This window comes from Micromonospora inositola (genome assembly GCF_900090285.1).
GTDB classification, from domain to species: Bacteria; Actinomycetota; Actinomycetes; order Mycobacteriales; family Micromonosporaceae; genus Micromonospora; species Micromonospora inositola.
Window position 1 is genome coordinate 4,497,757 of sequence record NZ_LT607754.1, and the last position, 26,411, is coordinate 4,524,167.

Sequence of the window (26,411 nt, forward strand, 5' to 3'; positions counted from 1 at the left end):
GACTGCCCGACGGTCTTGTCGGACCGTTCGGGATGGCAGCCGACGCTGGCACGCACCCACCACCCCCGAACGACCGGGGTGCGGCCGGAACACCTGAGGAGTGCGTCATGAAGAGAATCCCCCTGCGGGCACTCGTCGCCGTTGCCGCGACGCTGCTCGCCGCCCCGTCCCTCGCCGCCTGTGCCTCCACCGACGACACCGGTGGCGGTTCCGGCAAGGGCGCGGAGAACGCGAAGATCGCGTTCCTGATGCCGGACATCGCCTCGACTCGCTACGAGCAGTACGACGCTCCGCTGTTCAAGGCGAAGATCAAGGAGCTCTGCCCCAAGTGCGAGGTGCTCTATCAGAACGCCGGAGCTGACGCGTCGAAGCAGCAGCAGCAGGCCAACTCCGTCCTCGCCCAGGGCGTCAAGGCGATCGTTCTCGACCCCGTCGACTCGGCCGCCGCCGCCACGATCGTCAAGTCGGCGCAGGCGCAGAAGGTTCCTGTCATCGCCTACGACCGGCCCATCCCGGGCGCGAAGGCCGACTACTACGTCTCCTTCGACAACGAGAAGATCGGGTCTCTCATCGCGCAGTCCCTGGTGGACCACCTCAAGGAGACCAACGCGCAGGGCGGCATCCTGGAGGTCAACGGCTCGCCCACCGACGCCGCTGCGGGCCTGATCAAGAAGGGCATCCACTCCGCAGTCGACCCGAGCGGATTCAAGCTGCTGGCCGAGTACGACACCCCGGGCTGGCAGCCGAGCAAGGCACAGGAGTGGGTGAGCGGACAGATCACGCAGTTCCCGGGCCAGGTCGCCGGCGTGGTGGCCGCCAACGACGGCACCGGAGGCGGCGCGATCGCGGCGTTCAAGGCCGCTGGCGCGAAGGTCCCGCCGGTGACCGGCAACGACGCGGAGCTGGCGGCGATCCAGCGCATCATCGCCGGTGACCAGTACAACACGATCTCGAAGCCGATCAAGATTGTGGCGGAGGCGGCCGCGGACATCGCGTACAAGTTCGTCCAGGGCACGCCGCCGGCGGGCGAGACCACCCTCTTCGACACCCCGTCGAAGCTCTTCACCCCGACGGTCGTAACGCAGAAGAACGTCGCCGAGGTGATGTTCGGTCCGGACGGCGCGCTGAAGGCAGCCGACGTCTGCACCGCGGAGTACAAGGCCGCCTGCGACAAGCTCGGCATCAAGTAGCCGGTCCCAGCCCCTCGTCGCCACGGTGACGAGGGGCTGGATCCCGCACTACCGCCCCGCCCCGCGGAGCCACCGTCCCACCAGTCCCCGAAGGACCGCCATGTCGTCAACGCCGACCAGCCAACTTCCGGAAACCGGGGCCGACACCGTCCTGTCGCTCCGCGGCATCACCAAGACGTTCGGCGCCGTCGCCGCCCTGACCGACATCGACCTCGACGTGGCCGCCGGCCAGGTGGTGGCGATCGTCGGTGACAACGGTGCCGGCAAGTCGACCCTCGTGAAGATCCTTTCCGGTGTCCACGCTCCGGACTCCGGGACCATCAGCTTCGAGGGCAACGAGGTCTCCATCCCGAACCCGGCCGCCGCCCACCAGCTCGGCATCGCCACGGTCTTCCAGGATCTCGCGCTGTGCGAGAACCTCAACGTGATCGAGAACCTTTTCCTCGGACACGAGCTGCGCGGGCTGCGCCTCGACGACGTGGCCATGGAGGTCCGCTCGTGGGAACTGCTGCGGCAACTGTCCGCCAAGATCCCGACCGTCCGGATCCCCGTCGCCTCGCTCTCCGGCGGCCAGCGCCAGACCGTCGCTATCGCCCGGTCGCTCCTGGGCGATCCCAAGATCGTGATCCTGGATGAACCCACCGCCGCTCTCGGTGTGGCACAGACAGCCGAGGTGCTCAACCTCATCGAGCGCCTCCGCGAACGCGGCCACGGCGTGATCATGATCAGCCACAACATGGCGGACGTGAAGGCCGTCGCCGACACCGTGGCCGTGCTGCGGCTGGGCCGCAACAACGGGGTCTTCGCGGTGGACGAGGTCTCACCACAGGACATCATCGCCGCGATCACCGGCGCCACCGACAACGTCGTCGCTCAACGTAGCGCGCGGCGCGCCCAGCCGACAACGACCACCGAAGGGAGGACCCAGCCGTGACCGACGTCCACAACGCCCCGCCGGTCCAGTCCGGCCCGACCGACCTGCACGATGAGCGGCTGCGTCACCAGGCGGGCCTTCGTGGGGCCGTAGCCTCCTTCATCGACCGGGTACGAAGCGGCGACCTCGGCGTGCTTCCCGTCGTAGCCGGGCTCGTCATCATCTGGACGGTGTTGCAGTCACTCAACCCGATCTTCCTGTCCAGCGCCAACCTGGTGAACCTCACCCTGGAGTGCGTACCGGTCGGCGTGATCGCGCTCGGCGTCGTGTTCATGCTCCTGGTCGGTGAGATCGACCTGTCGGTCGGCTCGGTCAGCGGTCTGTCCGCCGCGGTCATGGCCGTGCTCTTCGTCGACCGGGGCCTGCCTGCCTGGGCCGCGGTCGCCGCAGCCGTCGTCCTGGGAGCCGCACTGGGGTGGGTCTACGGCCAGCTGTTCAACCGGTTCGGCGTCCCGAGCTTCGTCATCACCCTGGCCGGCCTGCTCGGCTTCCTCGGGCTGCAGCTGTGGGTGCTCGGCGCCAAGGGCTCCATCAACCTGCCCTTCGACTCGGGTCTGGTGACCTTCGCGCAGCTGGCCTTCCTGCCGGCGTGGCTGTCGTACACCCTCGTCGGCGTGGGCGCCGTGGGCTGGTTCGTGAGCGGCTACCTGCACGCCCGCACCCGGCGACGGGCGCAGCTGTCCGCCGCGTCGGTGCAGTACCTCGCCGTCCGCAGCATCGTGCTCGCCGTCGGGCTCGGCGTGATCGTCTCCTACCTGCAGCAGACCCGTGGCGTCGGCTGGATGTTCGTGCTGTTCCTCGCTCTCGTCCTGGCCATGCACTACGTGCTCCGCCGGACGAAGTACGGCAAGGCCGTGTACGCGATCGGCGGCAACGTCGAGGCCGCCCGGCGCGCGGGGATCAACGTCAGGGCCGTCTACACCTCCGTCTTCATGGTCTGCACCACCCTCGCCGCCGTCGGTGGCGTCCTGGCCGCCGCCCGGCTCGCGGCGGCCAACCAGAGCAGCGGCGGTGGCGACGTCAACCTGAACGCCATCGCGGCCGCCGTCATCGGTGGCACCAGCCTCTTCGGCGGCCGGGGCAGCGCCTTCGCCGCGCTGCTCGGGATCGTGGTGATCCAGTCCATCTCCAGCGGGCTGACCCTGCTGAACCTGGACTCGTCGTTCCGGTTCATGGTCACCGGCGCCGTCCTGCTGCTCGCCGTGGCGCTGGACTCGGTGGCGCGCCGGTCCCGGGCGTCGCACGGCCGGGGCTAAGCACAGGTCGGCAGGGAGGGAAGATCGTGGCAGCCATCTCCATCGACGCCGGTACGACGATGATCAAGGCCGTCGGTTACGACGAGAAGGGCCTGGAGACCGTCGTCGTCCGTGAACCGGCCCCGGTGCGGCGGCCGAGGTCCGGCTGGGTCGAGCAGGACATGCTCCAGGTCCGGGACGCGGTGTTCCGCGCGGTCCGGGCCGTCGGCACACAGCTGCGCGGTGAGATCGAGTTCCTGGCGGTCACTGCACAGGGAGACGGCTGCTGGCTGGTCGACCAGGCCGGCGCACCGACGGGTCCCGCCGTGCTCTGGAACGACGGTCGGGCCGCGGCGGTCGTGCGGGGCTGGTCCGACGCCGGCGTGCTCGCCGAGGCGTTCCGTCGCAACGGCTCCGTGACGTTCGCCGGGCTGCCCAACGCGATCCTCAGCTGGCTGCGTACCCACGACCCGGACCGGCTGGAGCGCTCGGCAGCCGTCCTGACCTGCGGTGGTTGGCTCTTCGCCCAGCTCACTGGCGCGGTCGTGATGGAGGAGTCGGACGCGTCGGCGCCGTTCGTGGAGCTGCGGACCGGCCGGTACGACCGTCGGCTGCTCGATCTGTTCGACCTGGCGTGGGCGGAGCGGCTGCTGCCACCGGTGGCCGGGGGCGCGCGGCGGGTCGCCCCACTGGGGGCGGACGCCGCCGCCGAGGTCGGCGTGCCGGCGGGTACGCCGGTCGTGGTCGCCCCCTACGACATCGCCTCGACGGCGATCGGTGCCGGTGCGGTCCGCCCCGGCCAGGCGTGCAGCATCCTCGGCACCACGCTCTGCACGGAGGTGGTGACCGACGACGTGTCGCTCGGGAGCGAGCCGCTCGGGGTGACCGTCGCGCTCGGCGTACCCGGCCGGCACCTGCGGGCGATGCCCGCGCTGGCCGGCACCGAGGTGCTGACCTGGGCGTGCGGGATGCTCGGCCTGGACCACCCCGGACAACTGATCGAACTGGCGGGCCACGCGCCGGCCGGCGCCGCCGGTCTGGTGTTCCTGCCCTACCTGTCACCGGCCGGCGAGCGGGTGCCGTTCGTCGACACGCGGGCGAGAGGTGTGCTGTTCGGGCTCTCCGTCGAACACGGCCGGGAGCACATCGCCCGCGCGGTGATCGAAGGGCTCACCCTCGTCATCCGTGACTGCCTGGCGGCCTCGCGGGTCACGCCGACGGAGCTGCGGATCTGCGGCGGCGGCGCGGTGAACGACGCCTGGGCCCAGTTGATCGCCGACGTGGTCGGGGTGCCCGTGCGGCGTTCCGTGGACACCGAGGTCGGCGCCCGTGGCGCGTACGTCGTCGGGAGGCTGGCCACCGGGGCCGTGAGCACGGTGGAGGATGCGGTCGCCGCGCACGTGCGTGTACCGGACTCGTTCGAGCCGGACCCGGACCGGACGCGGCGCTACGCCGTGCTGTTCGGGGAGTTCGTCCGCCTGCGCCAGCAGTCGGCGACGGCGTGGCCGAAACTGGCGGCCCTGCGCGGGGAGGGGGACCGGTGACGCTCCCGGAGGACGACGGCGTCTGGATCGGGCTCGATCTCGGCACGCAGAGCGTGCGGGCCCTCGCCGTCACCGGCCAGGGTGTCGTGGTCGGCATGGGTAGCGCGCCGCTGACCAGCCGCCGCGACGGCAACCGGCACGAGCAGGATCCGCGACAGTGGTGGGCCGCCGTGTCCGTCGCGGCGCGTGCGGCGCTGGCCGACGTGGCGCCGGCCAGCGTCCAGGGGGTCGCCGTCGACGCCACCTCCGGAACGGTGCTCCTGGTCGACGAGACCGGCGAGCCGGTGACCCCGGGCGTCATGTACGACGACACCCGCGCGGCCCCCGAGGTCGAGCAGGTCAACGATGTCGGCGCGGCGACCTGGGCGGCTCTCGGATACCAGCGGATGCAGCCCGCCTGGGCCCTGCCGAAGCTGCTCTGGTTGCTGCGGCACCACCCCGGCGCGACAGGGGCGCACCGGCTGGCGCACCAGAGCGATGTGATCAACCGTCGACTTGTCGGGCACGAGGTGCCGACCGACCTGAGCAACGCCCTCAAGACCGGTGCCCACCTCGTCAACGGCGAGTGGCCGGTCGCCGTCCTCGACGCGCTCGGCGTGCCCGGTGAGCTGCTGCCGCCGCTGGTCCGGCCCGGCACCCGCCTCGGCGCGGTCTGCGCTGCCGCCGGCGAGCAGACCGGCATCCCCGTCGGCACCCCGGTGTTCGCCGGCATGACGGACGGGTGCGCGGCGCAGCTCGGGTCCGGCGCGCTGCGGGTCGGCAGCTGGAACTCCGTGCTCGGCACCACGCTGGTGCTCAAGGGCGTCGCCCGGGAGCCCGTCCACGACCCGGCCGGGGTGGTGTACTCGCACCGCGGCCCGAACGACACCTGGCTGCCCGGCGGCGCGTCCAGCACCGGGGCGGGAGCCGTCTCGCGCGACTTCCCGGGCGGCGACCTCGATGCCCTCAATCGCGCGGCGGCGTCCCACGAGCCGGCGAACGCCGTCTGCTACCCGCTGGTCTCCACCGGGGAACGCTTTCCGTTCGTCGCCCCCCGGGCACGCGGGTTCCTCGTCGGCGAGCCGGCCGGGGAAGCCGACCGGTTCGCGGCCGTGCTGCAGGGTGTCGCGTATGTGGAGCGCCTCTGCTTCGACTACCTCCACCTGCTCGGCGCCCCGCTCGACGGCGACCTGGTGCTGACCGGCGGCGCCACCCGCAGCGGGTACTGGAACCAGTTGCGCGCCGACATCCTCGGTCGGCCGGTGGTGCTGCCGGAGAACGCCGAGCCCGCGCTCGGCATGGCGATCCTCGCGGCGGCCGCCGACCGTGACCCGGTCGAGGTCGCGGCGGCCATGGTGCGGGTGCGGGCGGTCGTCGAGCCGCGAGCGGGTTCGCACAGCCGGTTCACGCCGGGATACCTGCGGCTGGTCGAGATGCTCGAGCATCGGGGCTGGCTGCCGTCGGCTGCGGCCGCACACGCACGGGAAAGGACAGCCCAATGACCACCCTCGTCCTCGTCCGCCACGGGGAAACCGTCTGGCACGCGGAGAACCGGTACGCCGGTGTCAGCGACATCTCGCTCACGGCTCGGGGGCACGACCAGGCCGCGCAGCTGGCCGGCTGGGCCGGAACGGCAGGACTGTCCGGCGTGTGGACCTCGACCCTGAGCCGGGCCCAGCTCACCGCCCGGCCCTGCGCCGAGGCTGCCGGCACGCCGCTGCGGGTCGATGAACGCCTCCGGGAGCTCGACTTCGGTGACGCGGAAGGGCTGACCCGGGGGGAGATGCGTGAGCAGTTCCCTGAGGCGTTGGACGCCTTCCACGCCGATCCCGTCGCCGACCACCTGCCGGGCGGGGAGGATCCCGCCCACGCGGCGCAGCGGTTCACCGAATGCCTCCACGACATCGCGGCCCAGCATCCGGACGGCCGGGTGCTGGTGGTCGCGCACACGACCGCGATCCGGCTGGCGCTGTGTCAGCTGCTCGCGGTACCGCTGCGGGACTACCGCCGGCTGTTCCCGTTCGTCCGCAACTGCGCCCTGACGGAGATCCGGTTGGACGGTGGTCGGTTCTCCCTCATCGAGTTCAACGCCCCGATCGGAGCGCGGCCCGTGGCGTGAGTACACGTCCGGCCGCCACCCCCGCGACAACCCTGGAGTTCTGTGATGAGCGTCCGCCTGCTCGCCGCCGGCGACCACTTCGTTCTCAACCGTCTGCTCGTCGACGCCGTGCGCGCCGAGGTCCCCGACGGTCTCGACATCAGCGAGCTGACGCTTCCCTGGCCGGTTGAGCCGTTCGGGCCGGTGGCAGAGGTCCATGAAGCGTCCGGCACCGAGGACGAGTTGATCGAGGCGCTGCGAGGCGTCCGCGTCTGCGTCACGCAGATGGCGCCGATCACCCGCAAGGTGCTCGAGGCCGCACCGGGCCTCGAGCTGGTCTGCGTCAGCCGCGGCGGGCCGGTCAACGTGAACCTCGAGGCGGCGACGGAGCGGGGTGTCGCCGTCTGCTCCGCGCCAGGCCGCAACGCCGCCGCCACGGCGGAGCACACCGTCGCCATGATCCTCGCTGCCATCCGCCGGATCGCACCCACGCACCAGGACCTTGTCAACGGCGTCTGGCGTGGCGACTACTACCGGTACGAGAGCGTCGGACCGGAGCTGGGCGGCAGCACCGTGGGACTGGTCGGGTTCGGCGCCATCGGCCGCCGGGTGGCCCGCATGCTCCACGCGTTCGGCGCGCGGGTTCTGGTGCACGATCCGTACGTCACCGAAGACCAACTCAACGGGATCGCCGAGTTGACCTCTCTTGACGACCTGCTGTCGAGGTCGCGCATCGTGTCTCTTCATGCCCGCGTCACGCCCGAGACCGCGGGGATGATCGGTGCCGCGCAACTGGCGGCGATGCCGGCCGGTTCGGTCATCGTCAATTGCGCCCGGGGCGCGTTGCTCGACTACGACGCCGTGTGCGACGCCCTCGACACCGGGCACCTGTTCGGCGCGGCCTTCGACGTGTTCCCGCAGGAACCGATCCCGGCCGATTCCCGGCTGCTCAGCACGCCGAACATTGTGATGACCCCGCACCTGGCCGGGGCCAGCAAGGAGACCGCCGCGAACGCCGCCGGTATCGTCGCCGGAGAGGTGGGCCGGTACCTGCGCGGGGAGCGGCTCCGGTTCTGCGCCAACCCGCGGGTGCTGGTCTGACCGGCTCGGTCGATCATGGAGTGGTGGTGGGGGACGGAGGCCGGAAATCGGCCCGTACCGGGCACCACAACCTCCATGATCGACGCTTTCAGGGGCGGTCAGCCGAGGTCGACGGCGGGGTAGAGGGGAAAGCCGGCGAGCAGGTCGCTGGCCTGCTTGCTGACCGTGTCGGCGAGGGCCGGGTCGAGGACGTACTTCGCCTTGGACTCGCCGGACGTGGTCTGGTTGAGCACGGTGTGGATCAGCTCGGCGGTCTGGTCCATCTCCGCCGTGCCGAGGCCCCGGGTGGTCAGCGCCGGGGTGCCGATCCGGATGCCCGAGGTGTACCAGGCGCCGTTCGGGTCCTGCGGGACCGCGTTGCGGTTGGTGACGATGCCCGAGTCGAGCAGCGCCTGCTCGGCCTGCCGGCCGGTGAGGCCGTAGCCGGTGACGTCGATGAGCACCAGGTGGTTCTCGGTGCCACCGGTGACCAGCTTCGCGCCGCGGCGCAGCAGCCCGTCGGCGAGCGCCTGGGCGTTGTCGACGATCCGCTGGGCGTAGTCGGCGAAGTCGGGGCGGCGGGCCTCGGCCAGGGCGACCGCCTTGGCGGCCATCACGTGCGGCAGCGGGCCGCCGAGCACCATCGGGCAGCCCCGGTCGACCTGGTCGGCCAGCTCCGGCCCGCACAGCACCATGCCACCGCGCGGGCCGCGCAGCGACTTGTGGGTGGTGGTGGTGACGATGTGCGCGTGCGGCACCGGGTCGAAGTCGCCGGTGAAGACCTTGCCCGCGACCAGACCGGCGAAGTGCGCCATGTCGACCATGAAGGTGGCGCCCACGGAGTCGGCGATCTCCCGCATGATCCGGAAATTGACCTTCCGCGGGTACGCCGAGTAGCCGGCCACCAGGATCAGCGGCTTGAACTCGCGGGCCGCCTCGGCGACCTTGTCGTAGTCGATCAGGCCGGTGGCCGGGTCGGTGCCGTAGCTGCGCTGGTCGAACATCTTGCCGGAGATGTTCGGCCGGAAGCCGTGGGTGAGGTGACCGCCGGCATCCAGCGACATGCCCAGCATCCGCTGGTTGCCCAGCTCGCGGCGCAGCGCGAACCAGTCCGCCTCGGTGAGGTCGTTGACCTGGCGTACCTGGGCCTTTTTGAGGGCGGGGGACTCGACGCGGTCGGCCAGGATCGCCCAGAACGCGACCAGGTTGGCGTCGATGCCGGAGTGCGGCTGCACGTACGCGTGGGCGGCGCCGAACAGCTCCTTGGCGTGCTCGGCGGCGAGCGCCTCGACGGTGTCGACGTTCTGGCAGCCGGCGTAGAAGCGGCGGCCGATGGTGCCCTCGGCGTACTTGTCGCTGAACCAGTTGCCCATGGCCAGCAGGGTGGCCGGAGAGGCGTAGTTCTCGCTCGCGATGAGCTTGAGGGACTCGCGCTGGTCGGCCAGCTCCGCCCCGATGGCGTCGGCCACCCGCGGCTCGACGGCCCGGATCACCTCGAGCGCGCTGCGGAAGGCGGTGGATTCGGCGTTCAGCGACATGCGACCTCCTGGTGACGTGCGGAAGGCCCAGGCGCTCGGCGTGCGTCCTCGTGACGGGACCGCTCCCCGATGGTTCTCCATCCCCACGCGCCAGTAACGGCCCGCGCCGATCCTACCGGGTCCACCCCCGGGGGTGGCGTGGCCGGGTGGACCTCCGCCGTGCTGGCCGAGGCGTACCGGACCGGGGTGGTCTGCACCGACGAGTTCCTGCCGCATCCCGACCCGTACCCGAGCCGGGCGGCCTGGTCCGCGGACCGGGTGGCGACGACGGCTACCCGCGCGAGTGGCGGCAGCGGAGGTGCCGGCGGGCATCCCGCGTCGGGTCCTGCCCGCGCCGGAGGGCACCCCGACCGCCTGGTGACACACGCCGGGGCCCGGCCGGCGGCCGGGCCCCGGGGGGAGTCGCGGGGGTCAGGCGGTGGCGGCGTCGAGCTGGCTCTTGCGGGCCTTCGGGTCGTCCGGGGTACGCGGGGCGTTCACCCGCACGTCGATCATCCGCTGGCCGATCTCCTGGAGCTGGTTGCGGCCGAGCGCCTCCCGCACCTTGGGGAACCACTCCTGCTCCTCCTCCTCGACGTGGTGCTCGACGTTCTCGATCAGCACGGTGGTCTTGGCGACGAAGCGCTCGTCGGAGGCGTCCATGGCGGCCAGCTCCGCGCAGAGGAGGTCCGCCACGTGGTGCTCCTCGTACGACTCGAGGATGTCGTCCTCGAGGTCCGGCAGGAGCTTGCGGACCTCGGGGTACATCACCTCGTTCTCCAGGTAGGTGTGCACCGTCAGGGCTTCCAGGATCTGGTTCACCAGCTCCTGCCGGCGGCTGGCCGGGCCGTCCTCGGCCTTCTGGAACTCCCGGAAGAGCCGGCGCATTTCCTTGTGGTCCTCTTTGAGCAGCACGATGGCGTCGGTGGACACCGGTACCTCCTAGGGGGTTGGGCTGACGGATGATCCCCTACCCCCGACATGAGCTGCGGAAACGGGTGGGGCCCGGCGACGTTCCGCCGGGCCCCACCACTGGTCGCGCCGTGCTGCTACCGCACCACGTTGTAGGCGTCGACCATGCCGGCGCCGTAGAACGAGTTGCGCTCCCCGCCGGAGCAGGTCGCGTTGTAGGCCGTCGGGCCCGCCGTCGGGTGCAGCGGCGCCGGGTTGTAGACGCCGTCCGGGCAGGACTGCGCCACCGACGTACGCTCCAGGAACGCCGCCAGTTGGCCCGGGGTCATGTCCGGGTGCGCCGACAGCGCCAGCGCCGCGACGCCGGCGGCGTGCGGGCCGGACATCGAGGTGCCCTGCTTGTAACCCCAACCGTTGGTCTTCGTCACGGTGTTGAAGGTGGTCGACAGGATCTGGTCGGTGTTGGTCGGGCTGGCGCCGCGGGTGCGGAACCACCTGTCACCACCGGGTGCGGTGACATCGATGACGCCCTGGCCGTACGAGGAGTAGTAGCTCTTCGCCCCAGTCGGGCCGACCGCCGAGACGGTCACCACGCCCGGCGCCTCGGCGGGCAGGTCGACGCAGGCGCCGGTGATGGTCCGCACCTCCGGATCCTGGTCATCCGGAAGGTTGTTCGGACTGTTCGGGTCCACGAACTTGTGCGCCAGGTCGTAGTTGGAGTTGCCGGCGGACGCGATGTTCAGCACGCCCTCGCTCTGCGAGTAGCGGATGGCCCGCTGCACCGCCTGCCACACCGGACGCTGGCGTGCGTCGTTGCGGCAGTTGAACTCCCACGGGTCGATGAAGTAGCTGTTGTTGGTCAGCTGCATGCCGTGGGTGGCGGCCCACATGAACCCGCAGACCGCAGCCTCCGGGTAGATGAAGCCGGCGTCGTTGACCACCTTGACGGCCGCGACCTTGACGCCCGGCGCGATGCCGGTCACGCCGACGCCGTTGACGGCGGCGGCGATGGTGCCGGCCACGTGGGTGCCGTGGTCGCTGGTGGTCGGGTTCCACGCCGCTTCGGTGGTGTCGGTGACACCGCCGAGGCAGGACGTGGACTTGTCCTTGGCGATCTGCGTCGCCAGGTCCGGGTGGGTGCTGGAGATGCCGCTGTCCAGCACGCCGACGACGACGTTCGAGCTGCCGGCGTTGACCGCGTGGGCCTGCGGGACGTGGATCATGTTCATGTCCCACTGCTGCCCGTACATGGGCTCCTTGGTCGGGTCGCCGGTGGCGTTGGCGACGTCGGCCGCGGAGACCTCGACGGTCTCGCCCTCGTCGAGGGCGGTGCCCAGGCCGGCGGTGGACGCGACCGAGTCGACTCCCGCGCCCGCCACCTGGGTGGCGAAGTTCGGGTTGGTCGACCGGACGACGAGCACGCCGATCTGGTCGTAGTTGGCCACCACGGTGCCCTTGGCGGCCGCCACCCGGGCGGCGGCCTTCGCGGTGTGGGCGCCCTGCGGGGCGAGGACCAGGAACGTGGTGTCCGTTCCCGCGGCCGCCGCCGGTGCCAGCCCGCCGGTGACGGCGAGACCGACGCCGAGCGTCACGGCGGACGCGGCGGCCAGTGTCTTGCGACGGAGGTTCTTCACACAGACTCCCAGGGGGCCGTTCCGGCCGGGTCGCACTCCCTGGCGGGGAGCGGACCGGCGGGAAACGGGCAGGCTGCCCGCTTCCGAGGGTTCAGCGTAGGAAGTCGATGTGTTGTTACACACACCCGAACGGACGAACAACAACCGTCAGACGGTGGCCAACGTGTGGGGGATCTCGTCCAGTAGCTCCCGAGCGAGGAAGCCGATCCGCCCGTAGCGGGGGACCAGCCGCTGGCCGCTGACGGCGTGCGCGAACGCGGCCCAGCAGGCGGCCTGTGCCGGCTCGGCGCCGCGGGAGAGCAGGCCGGCGAGCAGACCCGCACGGACGTCGCCGCTGCCCGACGTGCCCAGTCCGGCGTCGCCGCTCTCCTCCCGCCAGCCCCGCCCGTCCGGGGTGGCGATGTGTCCGTACAGGGAGACCACCGCGTCGTAGCGGCGGGCCAGCTCGGCCGCCTCGGCGTCCAGATCGTCGCCGAGGTCCCGGTCGAGCAGGTGCCGGGCCTCGGTGAGGTTCGGGGTGAGCACCACCGGCCGGCCCGAACCGACCAGCAGGTCGGGGGCGTGGCTGAGCGCGCCGAGGGCGTACGCGTCGAGCACCAGTGGCGTCTCCGGTCCGGCCGCCCCGAGCACCAGGTCCAGCAGTCCCCGGGTGGCGTCGATGTCCTTGAGCCCGGGGCCGACGGCCACCACGTCGGCGTCGGCCACCAGGTCGGCCAGGAGGTCGCCCGGTCCGCCCTCGACCGCGCCGTCGCGGGTCTCCGGCAACCCCACCACCAGCGCCTCCGGCACCTGGATGCTCAGCGCCGTGGCGGTGGACTCGGCGGCGGCCAGCTGGAGCACGCCGGCGCCGGCGCGCAACGCGGCCACCCCGGCCAGCAGCACCGCGCCCGGGGTGAACCGGGAGCCGCCGACCACGAGCACCGTGCCGCGGTGCTCCTTGCCGCCGGTCGGCACCGGCAGCGCCCAGTCCCGCAGCAGCGCGGGGGTGATGACCGGGGTGTCAGACCGGTTCGGCATGGACCTCGTCCTCCCTGGTCGGCCGCGCGCCCTGCTGGTGCAGGTGGGCGACGTCGTTGAACACGTCCGGGGACAACCGGCCGTCGGCGTCCGCCGACCAGCCGGTCACCGAACAGTTGGCGATGACGTGCTCCCGGGTGAGCGACATCAGCTCCGCCTCCGTCAGCCCCTCCACCAGATAGCGCAGCAGGAAGACCAGCGCGTCGTGGCCGAAGAGCAGCACCCGCCGGTCCTCGTGGTCGCGGCGCAGGTCGCCGAGGAGGGTCCGCAGTCGCAGCGCCACGTCCGTCCACGACTCGCCGCCGGGCGGCCGGTAGTAGAACTTGCCGAGCCGGGCCCGGCGGTCCGCCTCCGCCGGGAACCGCTGGCGCACGCCGCGCCCTGTCAGCCCGTCGAGGATGCCCAGCTCCCGGTCGCGCAGCCGCTCGTCCCGGCTGACCGGGATCCCGGTGTCGGCGAGGGCAAGCTCGGCCGTCCGCACCGCCCGCAGGTACGGCGACACCACCGCCACGTCGGGACGGCGCGCCTCGGGCAGCCCGGCCAGCCAGCGGCCGGTGGCCCGGGCCTGCTCCTCCCCGGTCGTCGACAGCGGCACGTCCGCGTCCCGGTGGGTCAGGTCGATCAGCTCGGCCCCGGACGTCTCCGCCTCGGTCGCCGCGACGTTCGCCGTGCTCTCGCCGTGCCGCACGATCCAGAGCGCCGCCAGTTCCGCCATGCGCCCTCCGGTACCCGGGGCCCGTGCCGGGTAACCGTGCGGTCGGCGGCCGGCCCCCGATCCAGCGGGGCGTGAACGAGTCGAAGCCGGGTAAGCGCTGGTTCCACCGGAAGTCGAGACATGGGGAGGCATGCCGTGGCGACCATGACCAAGGAACAGATGAGCCCGGTGAGGGACAAGAACTACGACCTGATCCACATGCTGCAGATGTCGCTGGAGAACATCTACCGGATGGACACGTACATCGCGGACGCGGACCAGCGGGGCGACACGGAACTCGCCAGCTGGTTCCGCAAAATCCAGGAGAACAACCGCAAGGCGGGTGATCAGGGCAAGCAGATGCTCATGGCGCGCATGCAGCAGGAAGGGCGCTGAGCACCGGCGCCGCCGGGACCGGACGGACAACCTCGTCGCGCCCGGTCCCGGCAGCCGCGACACCGACGACCCTCCCGGACAGCCACTGGCCCGACTGACCGCTGCCCCGCGGGGCAGCGGCCGACCCGTCGATGGAGGATGATGTCCCCTCCGACACGACGGGACGGAGCCACCGTTGACGGTCCTCAAGGGTCTGCGGGAAGCGCTCGTGCTCTTCGCCATCGCGGTGGTGCTGATCGCCGCTGGCGTCGGCGTCTGGGTGGCGGTGAGCGGGGGCGAGTTCACCCACCGGCTCGGGGTGGGTTTCCTGGTCGTCGGCGCGCTGCTCGGGATGACCGGTGACCTGACGCTGAGCCGGATCGAGACGATGCCCGCGCGTTCCGTGTTCGGGCTCGCACCCGAACGGGAGGGGGCCGGTGGCGGACGGGTGCTCACGGGGGTCGGCATCTTCCTGTTCGTCGCGGTGCCGCTGATCGCCGTCGGCATCCTGCTGGTCGCCTGACAAGTCCCGCGGCGGGTGGACCGGCGTCGTACGGTGTGAGGCGTGGCGACCACGGCGGCCGAGGAGATCCGGGTGGGGGAGCGGCTGGTTCGCGTCTCCAGCCCCGACAAGCCGTACTTCCCGGAGCGCGGACTGACCAAGCTGGACGTGGTCAGTTACTTCCTCGCGGTCGGCGACGGCATCCTGCGCGCGCTGCGGGACCGTCCGACCATGCTGGAGCGCTGGCCGCGGGGCGTGTTCGAGGGGGCGAAGATCGCCACCCGGCAGACCAACCGGGGCGACGCCTTCTACCAGAAGCGGCTGCCGGCGGGCGCGCCTGACTGGGTGCGCACCGCGCACCTCACCTTCCCCAGCGGGCGGACCGCCGACGAGGTGGCCCCGAGCGAGCTGGCCGTGGTGATCTGGGCGGCGAACCTCGGCACCCTGCGCTTCCACCCGTGGCCGGTCTCGGCGGCCGACGTGGACCACCCCGACCAGCTCCGGATCGACCTCGACCCGATGCCGGGCGTCGACTTCGCGCAGGTGGTCCCGGTCGCGCAGGAGGTGCGGGCGTTCCTCGACGAGCTGGGGCTGGTCGGCTACCCGAAGACCACCGGCGGGCGTGGCCTGCACGTCTACCTGTCGATCGAACCGCGCTGGAGCTTCGGCGAGTGCCGGCGGGCGGTGCTGGCGCTGGGCCGCGAGATGCAGCGCCGGCTGCCCGACCTGGTCACCACCACCTGGTGGCGGGAGCAGCGGGACCGGCCGGTCTTCGTGGACTACAACCAGATGGCCCGGGACCACACCGTGACCTCGGCGTACTCGATCCGGCCCACGCCGGCGGCGCTGGTCTCCGCGCCGCTGGACTGGTCGGAGCTGGACGACGCGCGCCCGGAGGACTTCGACGTGGTCAGCATGCCGGGCCGGTTCGCCGAGCGGGGTGACCCCCACGCGGGCCTGGACGGGCGGCGCTTCTCCCTGGAGCCGCTGCTGGAGCTGGCCGACCGGGAGGGGCTGGCGGCCCCGCCGGAGCGCTGAGTCACTGCCAGGGACTCTGCGCGCCGCTGAACTCCTCGAAGACCAGCCAGGTCCGCGTCGACAGCACCCCGGCGATGCTCTGCACCCGTTCCAGCACCACGTCCCGCAGGGTGGCGTTGTCCGGCGCCCGGACCAGCGCGAGGACGTCGTGCTCGCCGCTGAGCAGCGCGACGTGTTCGACGTAGCGGACCTGGGCCAGCTCGGCGGAGACCTCGCGCCAGGTGTTCTGTTCGATGGTCAGCGCGATGTACGCCGACGTGCCGAGCCCGGCCGGCTCCGGCGCGACCTGGGCCCGGAACCCGGTGACCACCCCGTCCCGCAGCAACCGCTCCACCCGGGCGTACGCGTTGGTCCGCGAGACGTGCACTCGTTCGGCCAGCGTACGGATGGAGAGGCGGCCGTCCCGGACCAGCTCGTCCAGGATCCGCCGGTCCACCTCGTCGAGCGGCCCGACCGAACGTCCCGTTCCGCCCGCCTCGCCCGGTGTCGGGGTGGTCTCCTGGCTCATGAATCGCTCCTCGGTTCGCCATTCGTCCCACGTTCGCCGGGGATCTTGAGTCAATCATCCAACAGCAGGAGCATAGGGCCACCACACGTCCAGGAGGTCCCCGCCGTGACGACCACACCCCAGGCGGTCCGCAGGGCATCCCCGCGCACCCGCCGGCCGGCCACCCCGGCCGCCCCCGACCCGACGGCCGGCCTGCTGCCGACGACCGAGCCGGTTCGACTGCTGAACCCGGACGGCACCCCGATGCCGGCCCGCGACGACTACCCTGAGCCGCCCGTCGAGGCGCTGCGCGAGATGTACCGCCGGATGGTCGTCGGCCGCCGCTTCGACGTCCAGGCCACCGCGCTGACCAAGCAGGGCCGGCTCGCCGTCTACCCGTCCTCCCGGGGCCAGGAGGCCTGCCAGGTCGGCGGGGTGCTCGCCGTCCGCGACACCGACTGGGTGTTCCCCACCTACCGCGAGTCGATGGCGCTGACCGCCCGGGGCATCGACCCGGTCGAGGTGCTCACCCTGCTGCGCGGCGACTGGCACTGCGGGTACGACCCGACGCAGGTGCACACCGCGCCGCAGTGCACCCCGCTGGCGACCCAGTGCGTGCACGCCGCCGGGCTCGCCTACGGCGAGTCCTACCAGGGCCGGGACACCGTCGCGCTGGCCTTCATCGGCGACGGCGCCACCAGCGAGGGCGACTTCCACGAGGGGGTCAACTTCGCCGCCGTGTTCAAGGCCCCGGTCGTCTACTTCGTGCAGAACAACAAGTACGCCATCAGCGTCCCGCTGTCCCGGCAGACCGCCGCGCCGAGCCTGGCCTACAAGGGGGTCGGCTACGGCGTGCCCAGCGAGCAGGTCGACGGCAACGACCCGGTGGCCGTCCTGGCGGTGCTCACCCGCGCGGTGGAGCACGCCCGGTCCGGCAAGGGCCCGTTCCTGGTGGAGGCGCACACCTACCGGATGGAGGCGCACACCAACGCCGACGACGCCAGCCGCTACCGGGACCCCGACGAGGTGGAGGCGTGGCGCGACCGGGACCCGGTGGCCCGGCTGGAGACCTACCTGCGGGCCCGCGGCGCGCTCGACGACACCGCCTTCGCGGCGATCGCCGAGGAGGCCGAGGCGTACGCCGCGGAGCTGCGCGAGCGGATGAACGCCCAGCCGACGGTCGACCCGCTCAGCCTCTTCGAGCACGTCTACGCCGAGCCGACCCCGCAGCTGGTCGAGCAGCGCGAGCAGGTCCGCGCCGAGCTGGCCGCCGCCCGCGACGAGGAGGGGGACGCCTGATGGCCACCATGACCATGGCGAAGGCGCTCAACGCCGCGCTCGCCGACGCGATGCTCGACGACGACCGGGTGGTCGTCTTCGGCGAGGACGTCGGGCAGCTCGGCGGCGTCTTCCGGATCACCGACGGGCTCCAGGCCCGGTTCGGTGACAAGCGCTGCTTCGACACGCCGCTCGCCGAGGCCGGCATCGTCGGCTTCGCCGTCGGCCTGGCCATGTCCGGGCTGCGGCCGGTGGTCGAGATGCAGTTCGACGCGTTCGCGTACCCGGCGTTCGAGCAGATCGCCTCGCACGTGGCGAAGCTGCGCAACCGGACCCGCGGGGCGCTCAGCGTGCCGATCGTGATCCGGGTGCCGTACGCCGGCGGCATCGGCGGCGTGGAGCACCACTGCGACTCCTCCGAGGCGTACTACGCGCACACCCCCGGCCTGAAGGTGGTCACCCCGGCGACCGTCGAGGACGCGTACTCGCTGCTGCGCGAGGCGATCGACGACCCGGACCCGGTCGTCTTCATGGAGCCGAAGAAGCTCTACTTCTCCAGCGCCGAGGCGGAACTGCCGGCGCGCACCGCGCCGTTCGGCACGGCCGTCGTGCGCCGGCCCGGCACCGACGCCACCCTGGTCGCGTACGGGCCGGCGGTGCCGGTCGCACTGGAGGCCGCCGAGGCCGCCCGCGAGGAGGGCTGGGACCTGGAGGTCGTCGACGTCCGGACCATCGTGCCGTTCGACGACGCCACGGTCACCGCCTCGGTCCGCAAGACCGGCCGCTGCGTGGTGATCCAGGAGGCGCAGGGCTTCGCCGGGGTCGGCGCGGAGATCGCCGCCCGGGTGCAGGAGCGCTGCTTCCACGCCCTGCACGCCCCGGTGCTGCGGGTGTCCGGTCTGGACATCCCGTACCCGGCGCCGATGCTGGAGCACACCCACCTGCCCTCGGTGGACCGGGTGCTCGACACGGTGGCCCGGCTCCAGTGGGACGACCAGCCCGACCCGCGCTGGCTGTCGCAGGGAAGCGCCGCATGAGCGTCGTCGAGCGGACGCAGGTCTTCCTCCTGCCCGATCTGGGCGAGGGGCTGAGCGAGGCGGAGATCGTCGAGTGGCGGGTCGCCGTCGGCGACGTGGTGACGGTGGACCAGAGCGTGGTCGAGGTGGAGACCGCCAAGGCGGTCGTGGATGTGCCCTGCCCGTACGCCGGTCGGGTCGTCGCGCTGCACGGCGCGGCGGGTGAGGTACGCCCCGTCGGCCAGCCGCTCATCACCATCGCGCCGCTGGACGGCGCCGGCGACGAGCCCGCCGGGCACGCCACCTACCGCGAGGAGGAGCGCGCCGGCTCCGGCAACGTGCTGATCGGGTACGGCACCGGCCACGGCGGCTCCGGCCGGCGCCGCCGCCGGCCCCGGCTGGCGCTGGCCCCCGAGCCGACGGCCGCGGCGCCAGCCCCCGCCGGGGCGACCAACGCGGCGGGTTCGACCGGCCCGGCAACTCCGACCGGCCCGGCAGCCTCGACCGGCCCGGCCGCCTCGCCGAAGGCGGACGGTGCGGCCGACCTGACCGCGTCCAGTGGTTCCTCCGCCGGCGCGTCCCCGGGGGCCGCCCTGGTCATCTCGCCGATCGTCCGGCGGCTGGCCCGGGAGCGCGGCGTGGACCTGGCGACGGTGCATGGCACCGGACCGGGCGGCGTGATCCGCCGGGCCGACGTGGAGGCCGCGGTGGCCGCCCCGGCCACCCGGCCGGCCTCCGTCCCGGACCAGCCGGCCCCGGCCGCGCACGTCGGGCTCCCCCCGGCCGGCGAGCAGGACGTCGTCATCCCGCTGACCGGCATCCGCAAGGCCATCGCCGACAAGCTCTCCCGCAGCCGGCGGGAGATCCCCGAGGTGACCATCTGGGTCGACGTGGACGCCACCGCGTTGCTGGCCACCCGCGCCGCCATCAACGCGGCCACCCCGGACGCCCCGGTCAGCATCCTGGCCCTGCTGGCCCGGATCTGCCTCAGCGGGCTGCGGAAGTACCCGCAGCTCAACGCCCACGTCGACACCGAGGGCCAGCGGATCGTCCAGTCCGCCGGGGTGCACCTGGGCATCGCCGCGCAGACCGACCGGGGCCTGCTGGTCCCGGTGCTGCGCGACGCCCAGCGGCTGACCACCCGGGAGCTGGCCGCCGAGCTGGCCGCCACCACCGCCGCCGCCCGCGCCGGCACGCTGCCCCCGGCGCGGCTCACCGGCGGCACCTTCACCCTCAACAACTACGGGGTGTTCGGGGTGGACGGTTCCACGCCGATCATCAACCACCCGGAGGCGGCGCTGCTCGGCGTCGGCCGGATCGTGGACAAGCCCTGGGTGGTCGACGGGCAGCTCGCGGTCCGCAAGGTCACGCAGCTCAGCCTCACCTTCGACCACCGGGTCTGCGACGGCGGGGTGGCCGGCGGCTTCCTGCGGCACGTCGCGGACTGCGTCGAGCAGCCCGCGCTGCTGGTCGCGAACGTCTGACGGCGCGGAGCCGGTCGCCCGTCCGGGCGGCCGGCTCCGACCCGTACGGGCTGCCGTCGGGTCTGGTCCCGACCGGGATGCCGGTGTCGCCGACACTGGCCGGCCCGCCCGGGAAAGGCGGTGGAATCCACCGTCGTCCGGTCTGCCGCATCTGCTCCCCGTGCCCGTCCCGCAGTGTTAGCCGCTCGGGAGGCCGGGAATCCGAGGCCGTCGTCGCCCGGGATCGAGAGGAGCAGCCGTGCCGTACCAGGAACTGCAGCCCACCCTGCGGAACCGCCGCCCGGCCGTCGCCGGCGCGCCGCTCTGGTGCGACGCCCGCGAGTACGGCCTGACCGGCGACGGGGTGACCAACGACCAGCCGGCGCTGGCCGCGCTGGTGGACCGGCTCGGCGACGGCTACGCCGCCGACGGGCGGGCGCGGGTGATCTACTGCCCGCCGGGGATCTACTCCGTCCGCGACGCCGGGACCGTCTGGCGCAGCGGGGTGTCGCTGATCGGCGCCGGCCCGGCGGCGACGCGGTTCCTGCTGAGCAACGAGGGCAACCGGGCCGACCCGACGCCGCTGGCCTTCTGGACCACCGTGCAGCACGGCGCGAACCGGGACCGGAACATCGCCGACTGCACCTTCGCCGACTTCGAGATCGACGGTTCGGGGGTGGCGATGGCCGAGTACAACTACCTGGCCAAGGGGCTGGGCCTGCAGTACGTGGTCCGGGGGGTGTTCCGCAACCTGTACATCCACCACACCGCCGCCACCGGGCTGGGCTGCGACTTCCTCCAGGACAGCACCGTCGACGGGGTGGTGGTGGTCGGCTGCGGCCGGCTGGACAACGGGGAGGAGATGGGGGGCGCCGGCATCGGCGTCGGCATCGGCGGCTGGGGGACGGTCGAGCGGCTCACCATTGCCAACTGCACCGCCCTCGGCAACGGCACCAACGGCATCTTCCTGGAACTGCAGAAGGACTACTGGCCACCGCCGCGCGGCTACCGGATCATCGGCTGCCACAGCCAGGGCAACCGGTTCGGCATCTCCGACTGGGGGGCCGACGGCCTGATCGTCACGGCCTGCACGATCACCGGCAACCTGGAGGCCGGCTACGACGTCTCGGCCAACGGCACCGCCGGGGTGGCCGGCCGGGGCGGGCTGCTGACCGACTGCGTGATCGACGGCAACCTGGCCGACGGCGTCAGCATGGGCAACACGCCCGGCCCCTACACCGTGCGGGGCAACCGGATCACCGGCAACGGGCGGCACGGCTATCACGAGCACAACCTCGGCCGCGGCTACCAGGACCCGGCGTTGGACGTGGTGATCGAGAGCAACGAGTTCTGGGGCAACGGCCTGGACGCGATCCGGGTCGACCGCCCCATGACCGACACCGTGCTGCTCAACAACCGCATCCGCAACAACGGCCGACAGTGCGCCGGGGCGTACACGGGCGGCGGTGAGACCGTCCGCTACGGCGACACGAAGCTGGTCGACCGGTCGGCGGACTGGCCGCACGACGGCCACCGGGGCAAGGTGCTCCGGGTCGGCAGGCGCATCGCGGTGGTGGCCGCGAACACCGGCACCGAACTCTCCCTCGCCCCGGTACGCCCCGACGCCTGCACCGCGTGGAGCGGCGACACCCCGCTGCCCGGCACCCCGTACGAGCTGCCGGCCGCGCCGGAGGCCCGGGCCGGCATCGCCATCAACGCGCCGTGCGACTCGGCGACCATCCGGGGGAACCGGGTCTGGGACAACCACGATGTGCGGACGCAGACCCACGGGCTGTGGATCACGGACCGGGGCAGTTGGGTGGACTGCCGGGTGGAGGACAACGACTTCGCCGGTAACGGCGCGGCCGCCACCCGCCTGGACACCCCGCCGCTCGGCGGGCGGTGGGACCGCAACCACGGCGACGAGGACTGGGACTGACCGGCCCGGTCCGGTACTTCCGGTGCGCCGCCCGCCCAGGATTGCCGATCCCGGACGTCGTGGCCCGTCCGTCGCCTCCCGGGCACACCCGGCATCAAATGGCCGCCGCTTCGCCCACCATTTCCCCCAAAAGTGCGACCCGGCCCGAGTAGCGCCGTACAGAATGGGGCCAACGGGGACTGGAAATGGGGTGGGGAATATGCACGTGAGGCGGCGATTGAGACTGTTCGCAGTAACCATCGCAGTCACGCCGTTGGTGATCGGTGGCTGCACCGCCGGTCAGCGGGAGGCGGCGAAGCCGGGGCACGGGAAGAAGGCCGGCCCTTCGGTGACCGTGACACCGGCGGACCGGACCAAGGACGTGCCGATCAGCGCCGAGGTGGGCGCGAAGGTCGCGAACGGGAAGATCACCGCGGTGCGGCTCACGGACGACAAGGGTGTGCAGGTGCCGGCCGAACCGCGGGAGGACGGGTCCAGCTGGGTGCCCACCAAGCCGTTGAGGAATTCGCGGACGTACACCGCGGAGGTGACCGCGGCCGGCGGTTCCGGACGTACCACCACGCAGAAGACGACGTTCACCACGATGGCGAAATCGACCAAGCCGGCCATCACCACCGAGCTCTATTTCACCGGTAATCAGACGTACGGGACGGCTCTGCCGTTAACCGTCGCGTTCGATCCGCCAATTCCCAAAGAGGCCCGGGCGGACGTGCAACGGCGATTGTTCGTGAAGACCGATCCGCCGCAGCCGGGCACCTGGTCGTGGGTGGCGGACGGCAAGCAGGTCGAATACCGGGCACCTGATTTCTGGAAGCCCGGCACGAAGATCAGCGTGCGGAGCGCGCTGCAGGGGCTGCCGATCGGCAAGAACGCCATCGGCGACGCCGATCGCAGCGCGACCTCGAAGATCGGCCGGCAGGTCTCGCTCGACATCGACAACGCCACCAAGCAGATGTCGGTCTACCAGGACGGCAAGCTGCTCCGCAAGATCCCGGTGAGCATGGGCAAGTCGAGCACCCCGACCTCCAGCGGCAAGATGGTGATCATGGAGAAGTTCGATCGGACCACCTTCGACACCCGGGGCGACCCGAACGGCGGCTACGTGGTCGACGTTGACGACGCGCAGCGCCTCACCTGGGGCGGCGAGTTCATCCACTCCGCCCCGTGGTCGGAGGGGGAGCAGGGCAGCATCAACGTCTCGCACGGCTGCACCAACGTCTCTGCCACGGCAGCGCACTGGCTGATGGGGATCACGCAGGTCGGCGACCTGGTGACGATCAAGGGCACCGAGGTGAAGTTGGACCAGGGCAACGGCTGGACCGCCTGGAACGTCAGCTGGGACGACTTCGCCAAGGGCAGCGCCCTGCCCGTCCCGGCCGGGCTCAAGCCCACCCCCAGCAGCACGCCGCACCCGGGCGCGGTGGCCGGCGGCTCGGCGCCCGCGCCGGCTCCCTCGGCCAGCGGCGGCTGACCGACCGGGAGGAACGACCGGCGGCCGGTCCGTCACCCTCGGGGTGGCGGACCGGCCGCCTGCCGCCGCCGTCAGGCCAGGCTCACCCGGGCCACGCCCGTCGCGGTCAGGCTGCCCAGCCAGAGGACGTCTCCGTGCTGCCGGACCCCGGTGATCATCGAGTACGCGCCGGTCGGGCCGTGCAGCGTCCGGAGCACCCGACCGTCGCCGTCGACCAGCGCGACCAGGCCGTACCGGCGGGGCTGCGGCTGCACCGCGCCCGGCAGCAGGGCCACCAGCTGTCGTACCCGGGGATGCGGCAGCAGCCGCTCCATGATCGGCAGACGGGGGCTGGGCAGGGCGATCCAGTACGTCCCGTCACCCACCGCGGCGACGTTGTCCGGGTACGCCGGCAGGTCGGTCAGCACGGTGGCCCGGCCGTCCGGCAGGTCGATCCGGAGCAGCCGGTGGGTGGCCGTCTCCACCAGCATCAGCGCCGACTCGTCCGGGGTGAGGGCGACCCCGTTGGGGAAGTAGAGCCCGCTCGTCACCACCTCCGTACGCCCCGTCCGCCGGTCGTACGCCAGCACCCGGCCGTTGGGCCGGTGCTCCAGCAGGTCCCGTTTCCAGTGCGAGAGCGGGAACCGGTCGGAGGAGTCGGTGAAGTAGATCGTGCCGTCGCGGGCCACCGTGGCGTTGTCGGCGAGGTGCACCGGCGGCGCCATGCCGGTCAGCTCGTGCACCACGCCGTCCGGGGTGACCCGCAGCAGCCCCCGGTAGGCGTCGCAGACCACCAGGCCCCCGCCGACGGGGTCGAGCTCGACGCCCAGCGGTCGGCCGCCGGTCTCGGCGAGCAGCCGGGGTCGGGTGCCCGCCGGCGCGTCCGCCGGCCACCACCACAGCCGGCCGCCCTCGTCCCCGCTGATCACCCGGCCGTCCGAATCGATCAGCACGTCCTCCGGCCCGTGCGCGCCGTCCGGCAGCGGCAGCAGGTCGGCGTGGTCGAGCCGGAGGTCGGTGGGGGCCCACGGTCCCTCCAGCGGCGGGGGCACGGTGGCCGGCTCGCGGACGGGGCGGATGAGGCGGGGCGGGCGCTGGCGGGGGACGACCATCCGCTCATTGTCACCCGCCGATGCGCCAGGGCAGCACCCGTTGGCGTGTCGGGGCTGCGGAGGGGTGCCGGGAGTTCTCCGGGCCGCTGCTCCGCCGGGTCACCGGGCCGGCGCGGCGGGCGCCCCGGGGAGAGGAGAGCGGCAACCTGGGGAGCACCTGACCCGGCGACCCTGACGTCCCTCGGGGTCGGACCCGGGCCGTACCCGGATCCCGCGCCTCGGCGGGCCGGAACTGTCGGTCCCGCCGGATAGGTTCATCGGCATGGGGCAGCACAGCGACCGGTTCCACGTGGAGATCACCGTCGGCGACCAGGTGGTGGACGTCCGGGCGGTCGGCGAGATCGACATCGCGACCGTCGGGTCGTTCCGGGCCGCGCTGTGGGCGGCCCCGGCCCGCCCGGTGCTCCGGCTGGACCTCTCCGGCGTGCGGGTGCTCTCCGCGACCGCGGTGCGCGCGCTGGTCGCGGCCCATCTGCGGATCCGCGCGCGGGGCGGCGAGCTGGTGCTGGTCGACCCGGATCCGGTGGTGGCCCGGGTGCTGCGCGCCACCGGTCTGCACCGGGTGCTCCCGGTGCGGCAGTCGGCGACCGTGGGCACGCCCGAGGTGGCGGAGCTGGTGCCGGCCTGACCACCCCGGCCGGGGCGACTCCGCCGGGCCGTGCGCCGGGTCAGGCAGCAGCGCCCCGGGGCCGCCGACATGTTGCCGGCGGCCCCGGCCGTGCGTCAGTGCCGGCTCAGCGGACGCCGAGCAGGTCGACCACGAAGACCAGGGTCTCGTTCGGCTTGATGACCCCGCCGGCGCCCCGGCTGCCGTAGCCCAGGTGCGGCGGGATGGTCAGCCGACGACGGCCGCCGACCTTCATGCCCACCACGCCCTGGTCCCAGCCGGCGATGACCTGCCCGCCGCCGAGCGGGAACTCGAAGGACTCACCCCGGTTCCACGACGCGTCGAATTCGCGGCCGGTCGAGTGGGCCACCCCGACGTAGTGCACGCTGGCCAGCTGACCCGGCTGGGCCTCCGGGCCCTCGCCGACGGTGATGTCCTCGATGACGAGATCGGCGGGCGGCGCGCCCTCGATCGGGCCTACCTCGGGCTTGTCCATGCGCAGGTCTCCTACCTCGGTGATGGGTCCGGTCCCCGTCGATCCTGCCCGATAGCGGCCCGCCTATACGCGTCAGTCCCCGCCGGGTGACCGGGTTGGGACCATGGGCGTACGGAACGGCGGACGTCACCGCCGGTGACGCCCGCCCTGTGGGTACTGCCAGATCCGTCACTTCACTTCAGCCAGGGGAGCCGCTGGACGATGGGGAGCGTCGCCCAGGCCCGGCCGAGCCCGAGGGTGTTGCCGGCGCCGACCAGGGCCAGCGCGGCCAGCAGGCCCGCGTAGATCAGGTGGTCGTCCATGAACGGGTTGTTCTCGGGGGGCAGCACGGCCGTCCACATCATCACCAGCAGGATCCCGCCGGTGACCGCGGCGACCCGCATCCCGATGCCCAGCAGCAGGGCGACGCCGATGGCCGCGAGGCCCATCATGAACAGCCAGTCCGCCCAGGCCGCGCCCGCGATGTCGTGGTACAGGCCCTTGAACGGGCCGGCGGCCCCGAAGGTGAGGAAGCCCTTGGTGGGGCTGCCCCCGTTGATCCAGGCGTTCTTCGCGGCGGTTCCGTGGCCGAGGCCGAACATCTTGTCCAGGAAGGCCCAGAGGAAGGTCCAGCCCAGCGCCATCCGGAGACCGGCGAAGACGTACCGGGTGGCCTTCTGGCCGGTGGTCTCGACGTCACGGGGGGTCCCGGCCGCCGGAGCGATGGTGTTGGCGGTGATCCGCTCGACTGTCGCGGTCATGGTTTCCACGTCCCTTCCTGTGCCTCGCACCGCGCTTCCCGGTGGCACATTCATTCCACCTCCGTCCGGTCGTC

The 26,411-nt window shown here is 72.4% G+C and carries 25 protein-coding genes, 1 pseudogene and 1 riboswitch; of the genes and pseudogenes, 17 read left to right on the forward strand and 9 right to left on the reverse strand.

From position 1 onward, the window contains the following. The first annotated feature begins 107 nt into the window (after nt 1-107). The 7 genes from GA0070613_RS21445 to GA0070613_RS21475 all read left to right on the forward strand — a co-directional run bounded on the left by GA0070613_RS21445 (nt 108) and on the right by GA0070613_RS21475 (nt 8,081). On the forward strand, nt 108-1,190 hold the full coding sequence (locus GA0070613_RS21445; RefSeq protein WP_089013929.1) for an ABC transporter substrate-binding protein: 1,083 nt from the start codon (nt 108-110) through the stop codon (nt 1,188-1,190). Between the two features lie 100 nt (nt 1,191-1,290). After that, the gene (locus GA0070613_RS21450) at nt 1,291-2,124 is read left to right on the forward strand and encodes an ATP-binding cassette domain-containing protein (protein ID WP_089013930.1); all 834 of its coding nucleotides are present in this window, start codon (nt 1,291-1,293) and stop codon (nt 2,122-2,124) included. Then, nucleotides 2,121-3,380, forward strand: a complete 1,260-nt coding sequence (locus GA0070613_RS21455) for a sugar ABC transporter permease (RefSeq protein WP_089013931.1) — start codon at nt 2,121-2,123, stop codon at nt 3,378-3,380. The genes GA0070613_RS21450 and GA0070613_RS21455 overlap by 4 nt, the downstream gene beginning before the upstream one ends. 26 nt (nt 3,381-3,406) lie before the next feature. Then, nucleotides 3,407-4,903 carry an FGGY-family carbohydrate kinase gene (locus tag GA0070613_RS21460; RefSeq protein WP_089013932.1) on the forward strand — a complete coding sequence of 499 codons (1,497 nt, stop codon included), beginning with the start codon at nt 3,407-3,409 and terminating at the stop codon, nt 4,901-4,903. Beyond that, nucleotides 4,900-6,384, forward strand: coding sequence for an FGGY-family carbohydrate kinase (locus tag GA0070613_RS21465; RefSeq protein WP_089013933.1), 1,485 nt, complete (start codon nt 4,900-4,902; stop codon nt 6,382-6,384). The genes GA0070613_RS21460 and GA0070613_RS21465 overlap by 4 nt, the downstream gene beginning before the upstream one ends. Continuing rightward, the gene (locus GA0070613_RS21470) at nt 6,381-7,001 is read left to right on the forward strand and encodes a histidine phosphatase family protein (RefSeq protein ID WP_089013934.1); all 621 of its coding nucleotides are present in this window, start codon (nt 6,381-6,383) and stop codon (nt 6,999-7,001) included. Before GA0070613_RS21465 ends, GA0070613_RS21470 begins: the two co-directional genes overlap by 4 nt. A 45-nt stretch (nt 7,002-7,046) precedes the next feature. Further along, the gene (locus tag GA0070613_RS21475) at nt 7,047-8,081 is read left to right on the forward strand and encodes a 2-hydroxyacid dehydrogenase (protein ID WP_089013935.1); all 1,035 of its coding nucleotides are present in this window, start codon (nt 7,047-7,049) and stop codon (nt 8,079-8,081) included. 98 nt (nt 8,082-8,179) lie between these two features. Here the strand turns inward: GA0070613_RS21475 and GA0070613_RS21480 are convergent, their stop codons facing one another. Further along, nucleotides 8,180-9,598, reverse strand: a complete 1,419-nt coding sequence (locus GA0070613_RS21480) for a glycine hydroxymethyltransferase (RefSeq protein WP_089013936.1) — start codon at nt 9,596-9,598, stop codon at nt 8,180-8,182. An 18-nt stretch (nt 9,599-9,616) separates the two neighbouring features. Continuing rightward, nucleotides 9,617-9,706: riboswitch (ZMP/ZTP riboswitch) on the reverse strand. 48 nt (nt 9,707-9,754) lie between these two features. Between GA0070613_RS21480 and GA0070613_RS33615 the strand changes: the two are divergent. After that, a pseudogene (locus GA0070613_RS33615) lies at nt 9,755-9,877 on the forward strand (metallophosphoesterase); the annotation flags it as partial. Between the two features lie 132 nt (nt 9,878-10,009). Here GA0070613_RS33615 and GA0070613_RS21485 read toward each other — a convergent pair. The 4 genes from GA0070613_RS21485 to GA0070613_RS21500 all read right to left on the reverse strand — a co-directional run bounded on the left by GA0070613_RS21485 (nt 10,010) and on the right by GA0070613_RS21500 (nt 13,855). Next, a complete protein-coding gene (locus GA0070613_RS21485) occupies nt 10,010-10,510 on the reverse strand; it encodes a hemerythrin domain-containing protein (RefSeq protein WP_089013937.1) in 501 nt (166 codons plus the stop codon). A gap of 116 nt (nt 10,511-10,626) precedes the next feature. Then, nucleotides 10,627-12,123 (reverse strand): S8 family peptidase, encoded by a 1,497-nt coding sequence (locus GA0070613_RS21490; protein WP_089013938.1) that lies wholly within the window; start codon nt 12,121-12,123, stop codon nt 10,627-10,629. A 147-nt stretch (nt 12,124-12,270) separates the two neighbouring features. Beyond that, nucleotides 12,271-13,140, reverse strand: a complete 870-nt coding sequence (locus GA0070613_RS21495; RefSeq protein WP_089013939.1) for an NAD(P)H-hydrate dehydratase — start codon at nt 13,138-13,140, stop codon at nt 12,271-12,273. Then, the gene (locus GA0070613_RS21500) at nt 13,124-13,855 is read right to left on the reverse strand and encodes a histidine phosphatase family protein (protein ID WP_089013940.1); all 732 of its coding nucleotides are present in this window, start codon (nt 13,853-13,855) and stop codon (nt 13,124-13,126) included. Before GA0070613_RS21500 ends, GA0070613_RS21495 begins: the two co-directional genes overlap by 17 nt. A 144-nt stretch (nt 13,856-13,999) precedes the next feature. Between GA0070613_RS21500 and GA0070613_RS21505 the strand changes: the two genes are divergently transcribed. The 3 genes from GA0070613_RS21505 to GA0070613_RS21515 all read left to right on the forward strand — a co-directional run bounded on the left by GA0070613_RS21505 (nt 14,000) and on the right by GA0070613_RS21515 (nt 15,749). Continuing rightward, nucleotides 14,000-14,230 carry a hypothetical protein gene (locus GA0070613_RS21505; RefSeq protein ID WP_089016105.1) on the forward strand — a complete coding sequence of 77 codons (231 nt, stop codon included), beginning with the start codon at nt 14,000-14,002 and terminating at the stop codon, nt 14,228-14,230. 175 nt (nt 14,231-14,405) lie between these two features. Beyond that, nucleotides 14,406-14,732 carry a hypothetical protein gene (locus GA0070613_RS21510; protein ID WP_089013941.1) on the forward strand — a complete coding sequence of 109 codons (327 nt, stop codon included), beginning with the start codon at nt 14,406-14,408 and terminating at the stop codon, nt 14,730-14,732. Between the two features lie 42 nt (nt 14,733-14,774). Next, nucleotides 14,775-15,749 carry a DNA polymerase domain-containing protein gene (locus GA0070613_RS21515; protein ID WP_089013942.1) on the forward strand — a complete coding sequence of 325 codons (975 nt, stop codon included), beginning with the start codon at nt 14,775-14,777 and terminating at the stop codon, nt 15,747-15,749. A gap of 1 nt (nt 15,750) precedes the next feature. Here GA0070613_RS21515 and GA0070613_RS21520 read toward each other — a convergent pair whose 3' ends face one another. Continuing rightward, a complete protein-coding gene (locus GA0070613_RS21520) occupies nt 15,751-16,257 on the reverse strand; it encodes an Lrp/AsnC family transcriptional regulator (RefSeq protein WP_089013943.1) in 507 nt (168 codons plus the stop codon). 72 nt (nt 16,258-16,329) lie between these two features. Between GA0070613_RS21520 and pdhA the strand changes: the two genes are divergently transcribed. The 5 genes from pdhA to GA0070613_RS21545 all read left to right on the forward strand — a co-directional run bounded on the left by pdhA (nt 16,330) and on the right by GA0070613_RS21545 (nt 23,403). Continuing rightward, nucleotides 16,330-17,535 (forward strand): pyruvate dehydrogenase (acetyl-transferring) E1 component subunit alpha, encoded by a 1,206-nt coding sequence (gene pdhA / locus GA0070613_RS21525; protein ID WP_172876015.1) that lies wholly within the window; start codon nt 16,330-16,332, stop codon nt 17,533-17,535. Continuing rightward, nucleotides 17,535-18,551, forward strand: a complete 1,017-nt coding sequence (locus GA0070613_RS21530) for an alpha-ketoacid dehydrogenase subunit beta (protein WP_089013945.1) — start codon at nt 17,535-17,537, stop codon at nt 18,549-18,551. Before pdhA ends, GA0070613_RS21530 begins: the two co-directional genes overlap by 1 nt. Continuing rightward, the gene (locus GA0070613_RS21535) at nt 18,548-20,014 is read left to right on the forward strand and encodes a dihydrolipoamide acetyltransferase family protein (protein ID WP_089013946.1); all 1,467 of its coding nucleotides are present in this window, start codon (nt 18,548-18,550) and stop codon (nt 20,012-20,014) included. Before GA0070613_RS21530 ends, GA0070613_RS21535 begins: the two co-directional genes overlap by 4 nt. 238 nt (nt 20,015-20,252) lie before the next feature. Next, nucleotides 20,253-21,932 carry a right-handed parallel beta-helix repeat-containing protein gene (locus GA0070613_RS21540; RefSeq protein ID WP_089013947.1) on the forward strand — a complete coding sequence of 560 codons (1,680 nt, stop codon included), beginning with the start codon at nt 20,253-20,255 and terminating at the stop codon, nt 21,930-21,932. A 199-nt stretch (nt 21,933-22,131) separates the two neighbouring features. Beyond that, a complete protein-coding gene (locus GA0070613_RS21545; RefSeq protein WP_089013948.1) occupies nt 22,132-23,403 on the forward strand; it encodes a L,D-transpeptidase in 1,272 nt (423 codons plus the stop codon). A 71-nt stretch (nt 23,404-23,474) separates the two neighbouring features. Here GA0070613_RS21545 and GA0070613_RS21550 read toward each other — a convergent pair whose 3' ends face one another. Next, nucleotides 23,475-24,494, reverse strand: a complete 1,020-nt coding sequence (locus GA0070613_RS21550) for an SMP-30/gluconolactonase/LRE family protein (protein ID WP_089013949.1) — start codon at nt 24,492-24,494, stop codon at nt 23,475-23,477. Nucleotides 24,495-24,756: 262 nt separating this feature from the next. Here GA0070613_RS21550 and GA0070613_RS21555 point away from each other — a divergent pair, with 262 nt between their 5' ends. Further along, nucleotides 24,757-25,122 (forward strand): STAS domain-containing protein, encoded by a 366-nt coding sequence (locus GA0070613_RS21555; protein WP_089013950.1) that lies wholly within the window; start codon nt 24,757-24,759, stop codon nt 25,120-25,122. A gap of 106 nt (nt 25,123-25,228) precedes the next feature. Here GA0070613_RS21555 and GA0070613_RS21560 read toward each other — a convergent pair whose 3' ends face one another. Both GA0070613_RS21560 and GA0070613_RS21565 read right to left on the reverse strand, forming a co-directional pair. Then, nucleotides 25,229-25,597: an FKBP-type peptidyl-prolyl cis-trans isomerase gene (locus GA0070613_RS21560; RefSeq protein ID WP_089013951.1), complete on the reverse strand. Its 369-nt coding sequence runs from the start codon at nt 25,595-25,597 to the stop codon at nt 25,229-25,231. Between the two features lie 173 nt (nt 25,598-25,770). Further along, complete coding sequence (locus tag GA0070613_RS21565; protein WP_172875865.1) at nt 25,771-26,346, reverse strand: hypothetical protein; 576 nt, start codon at nt 26,344-26,346, stop codon at nt 25,771-25,773. Nucleotides 26,347-26,411 lie beyond the last annotated feature (65 nt).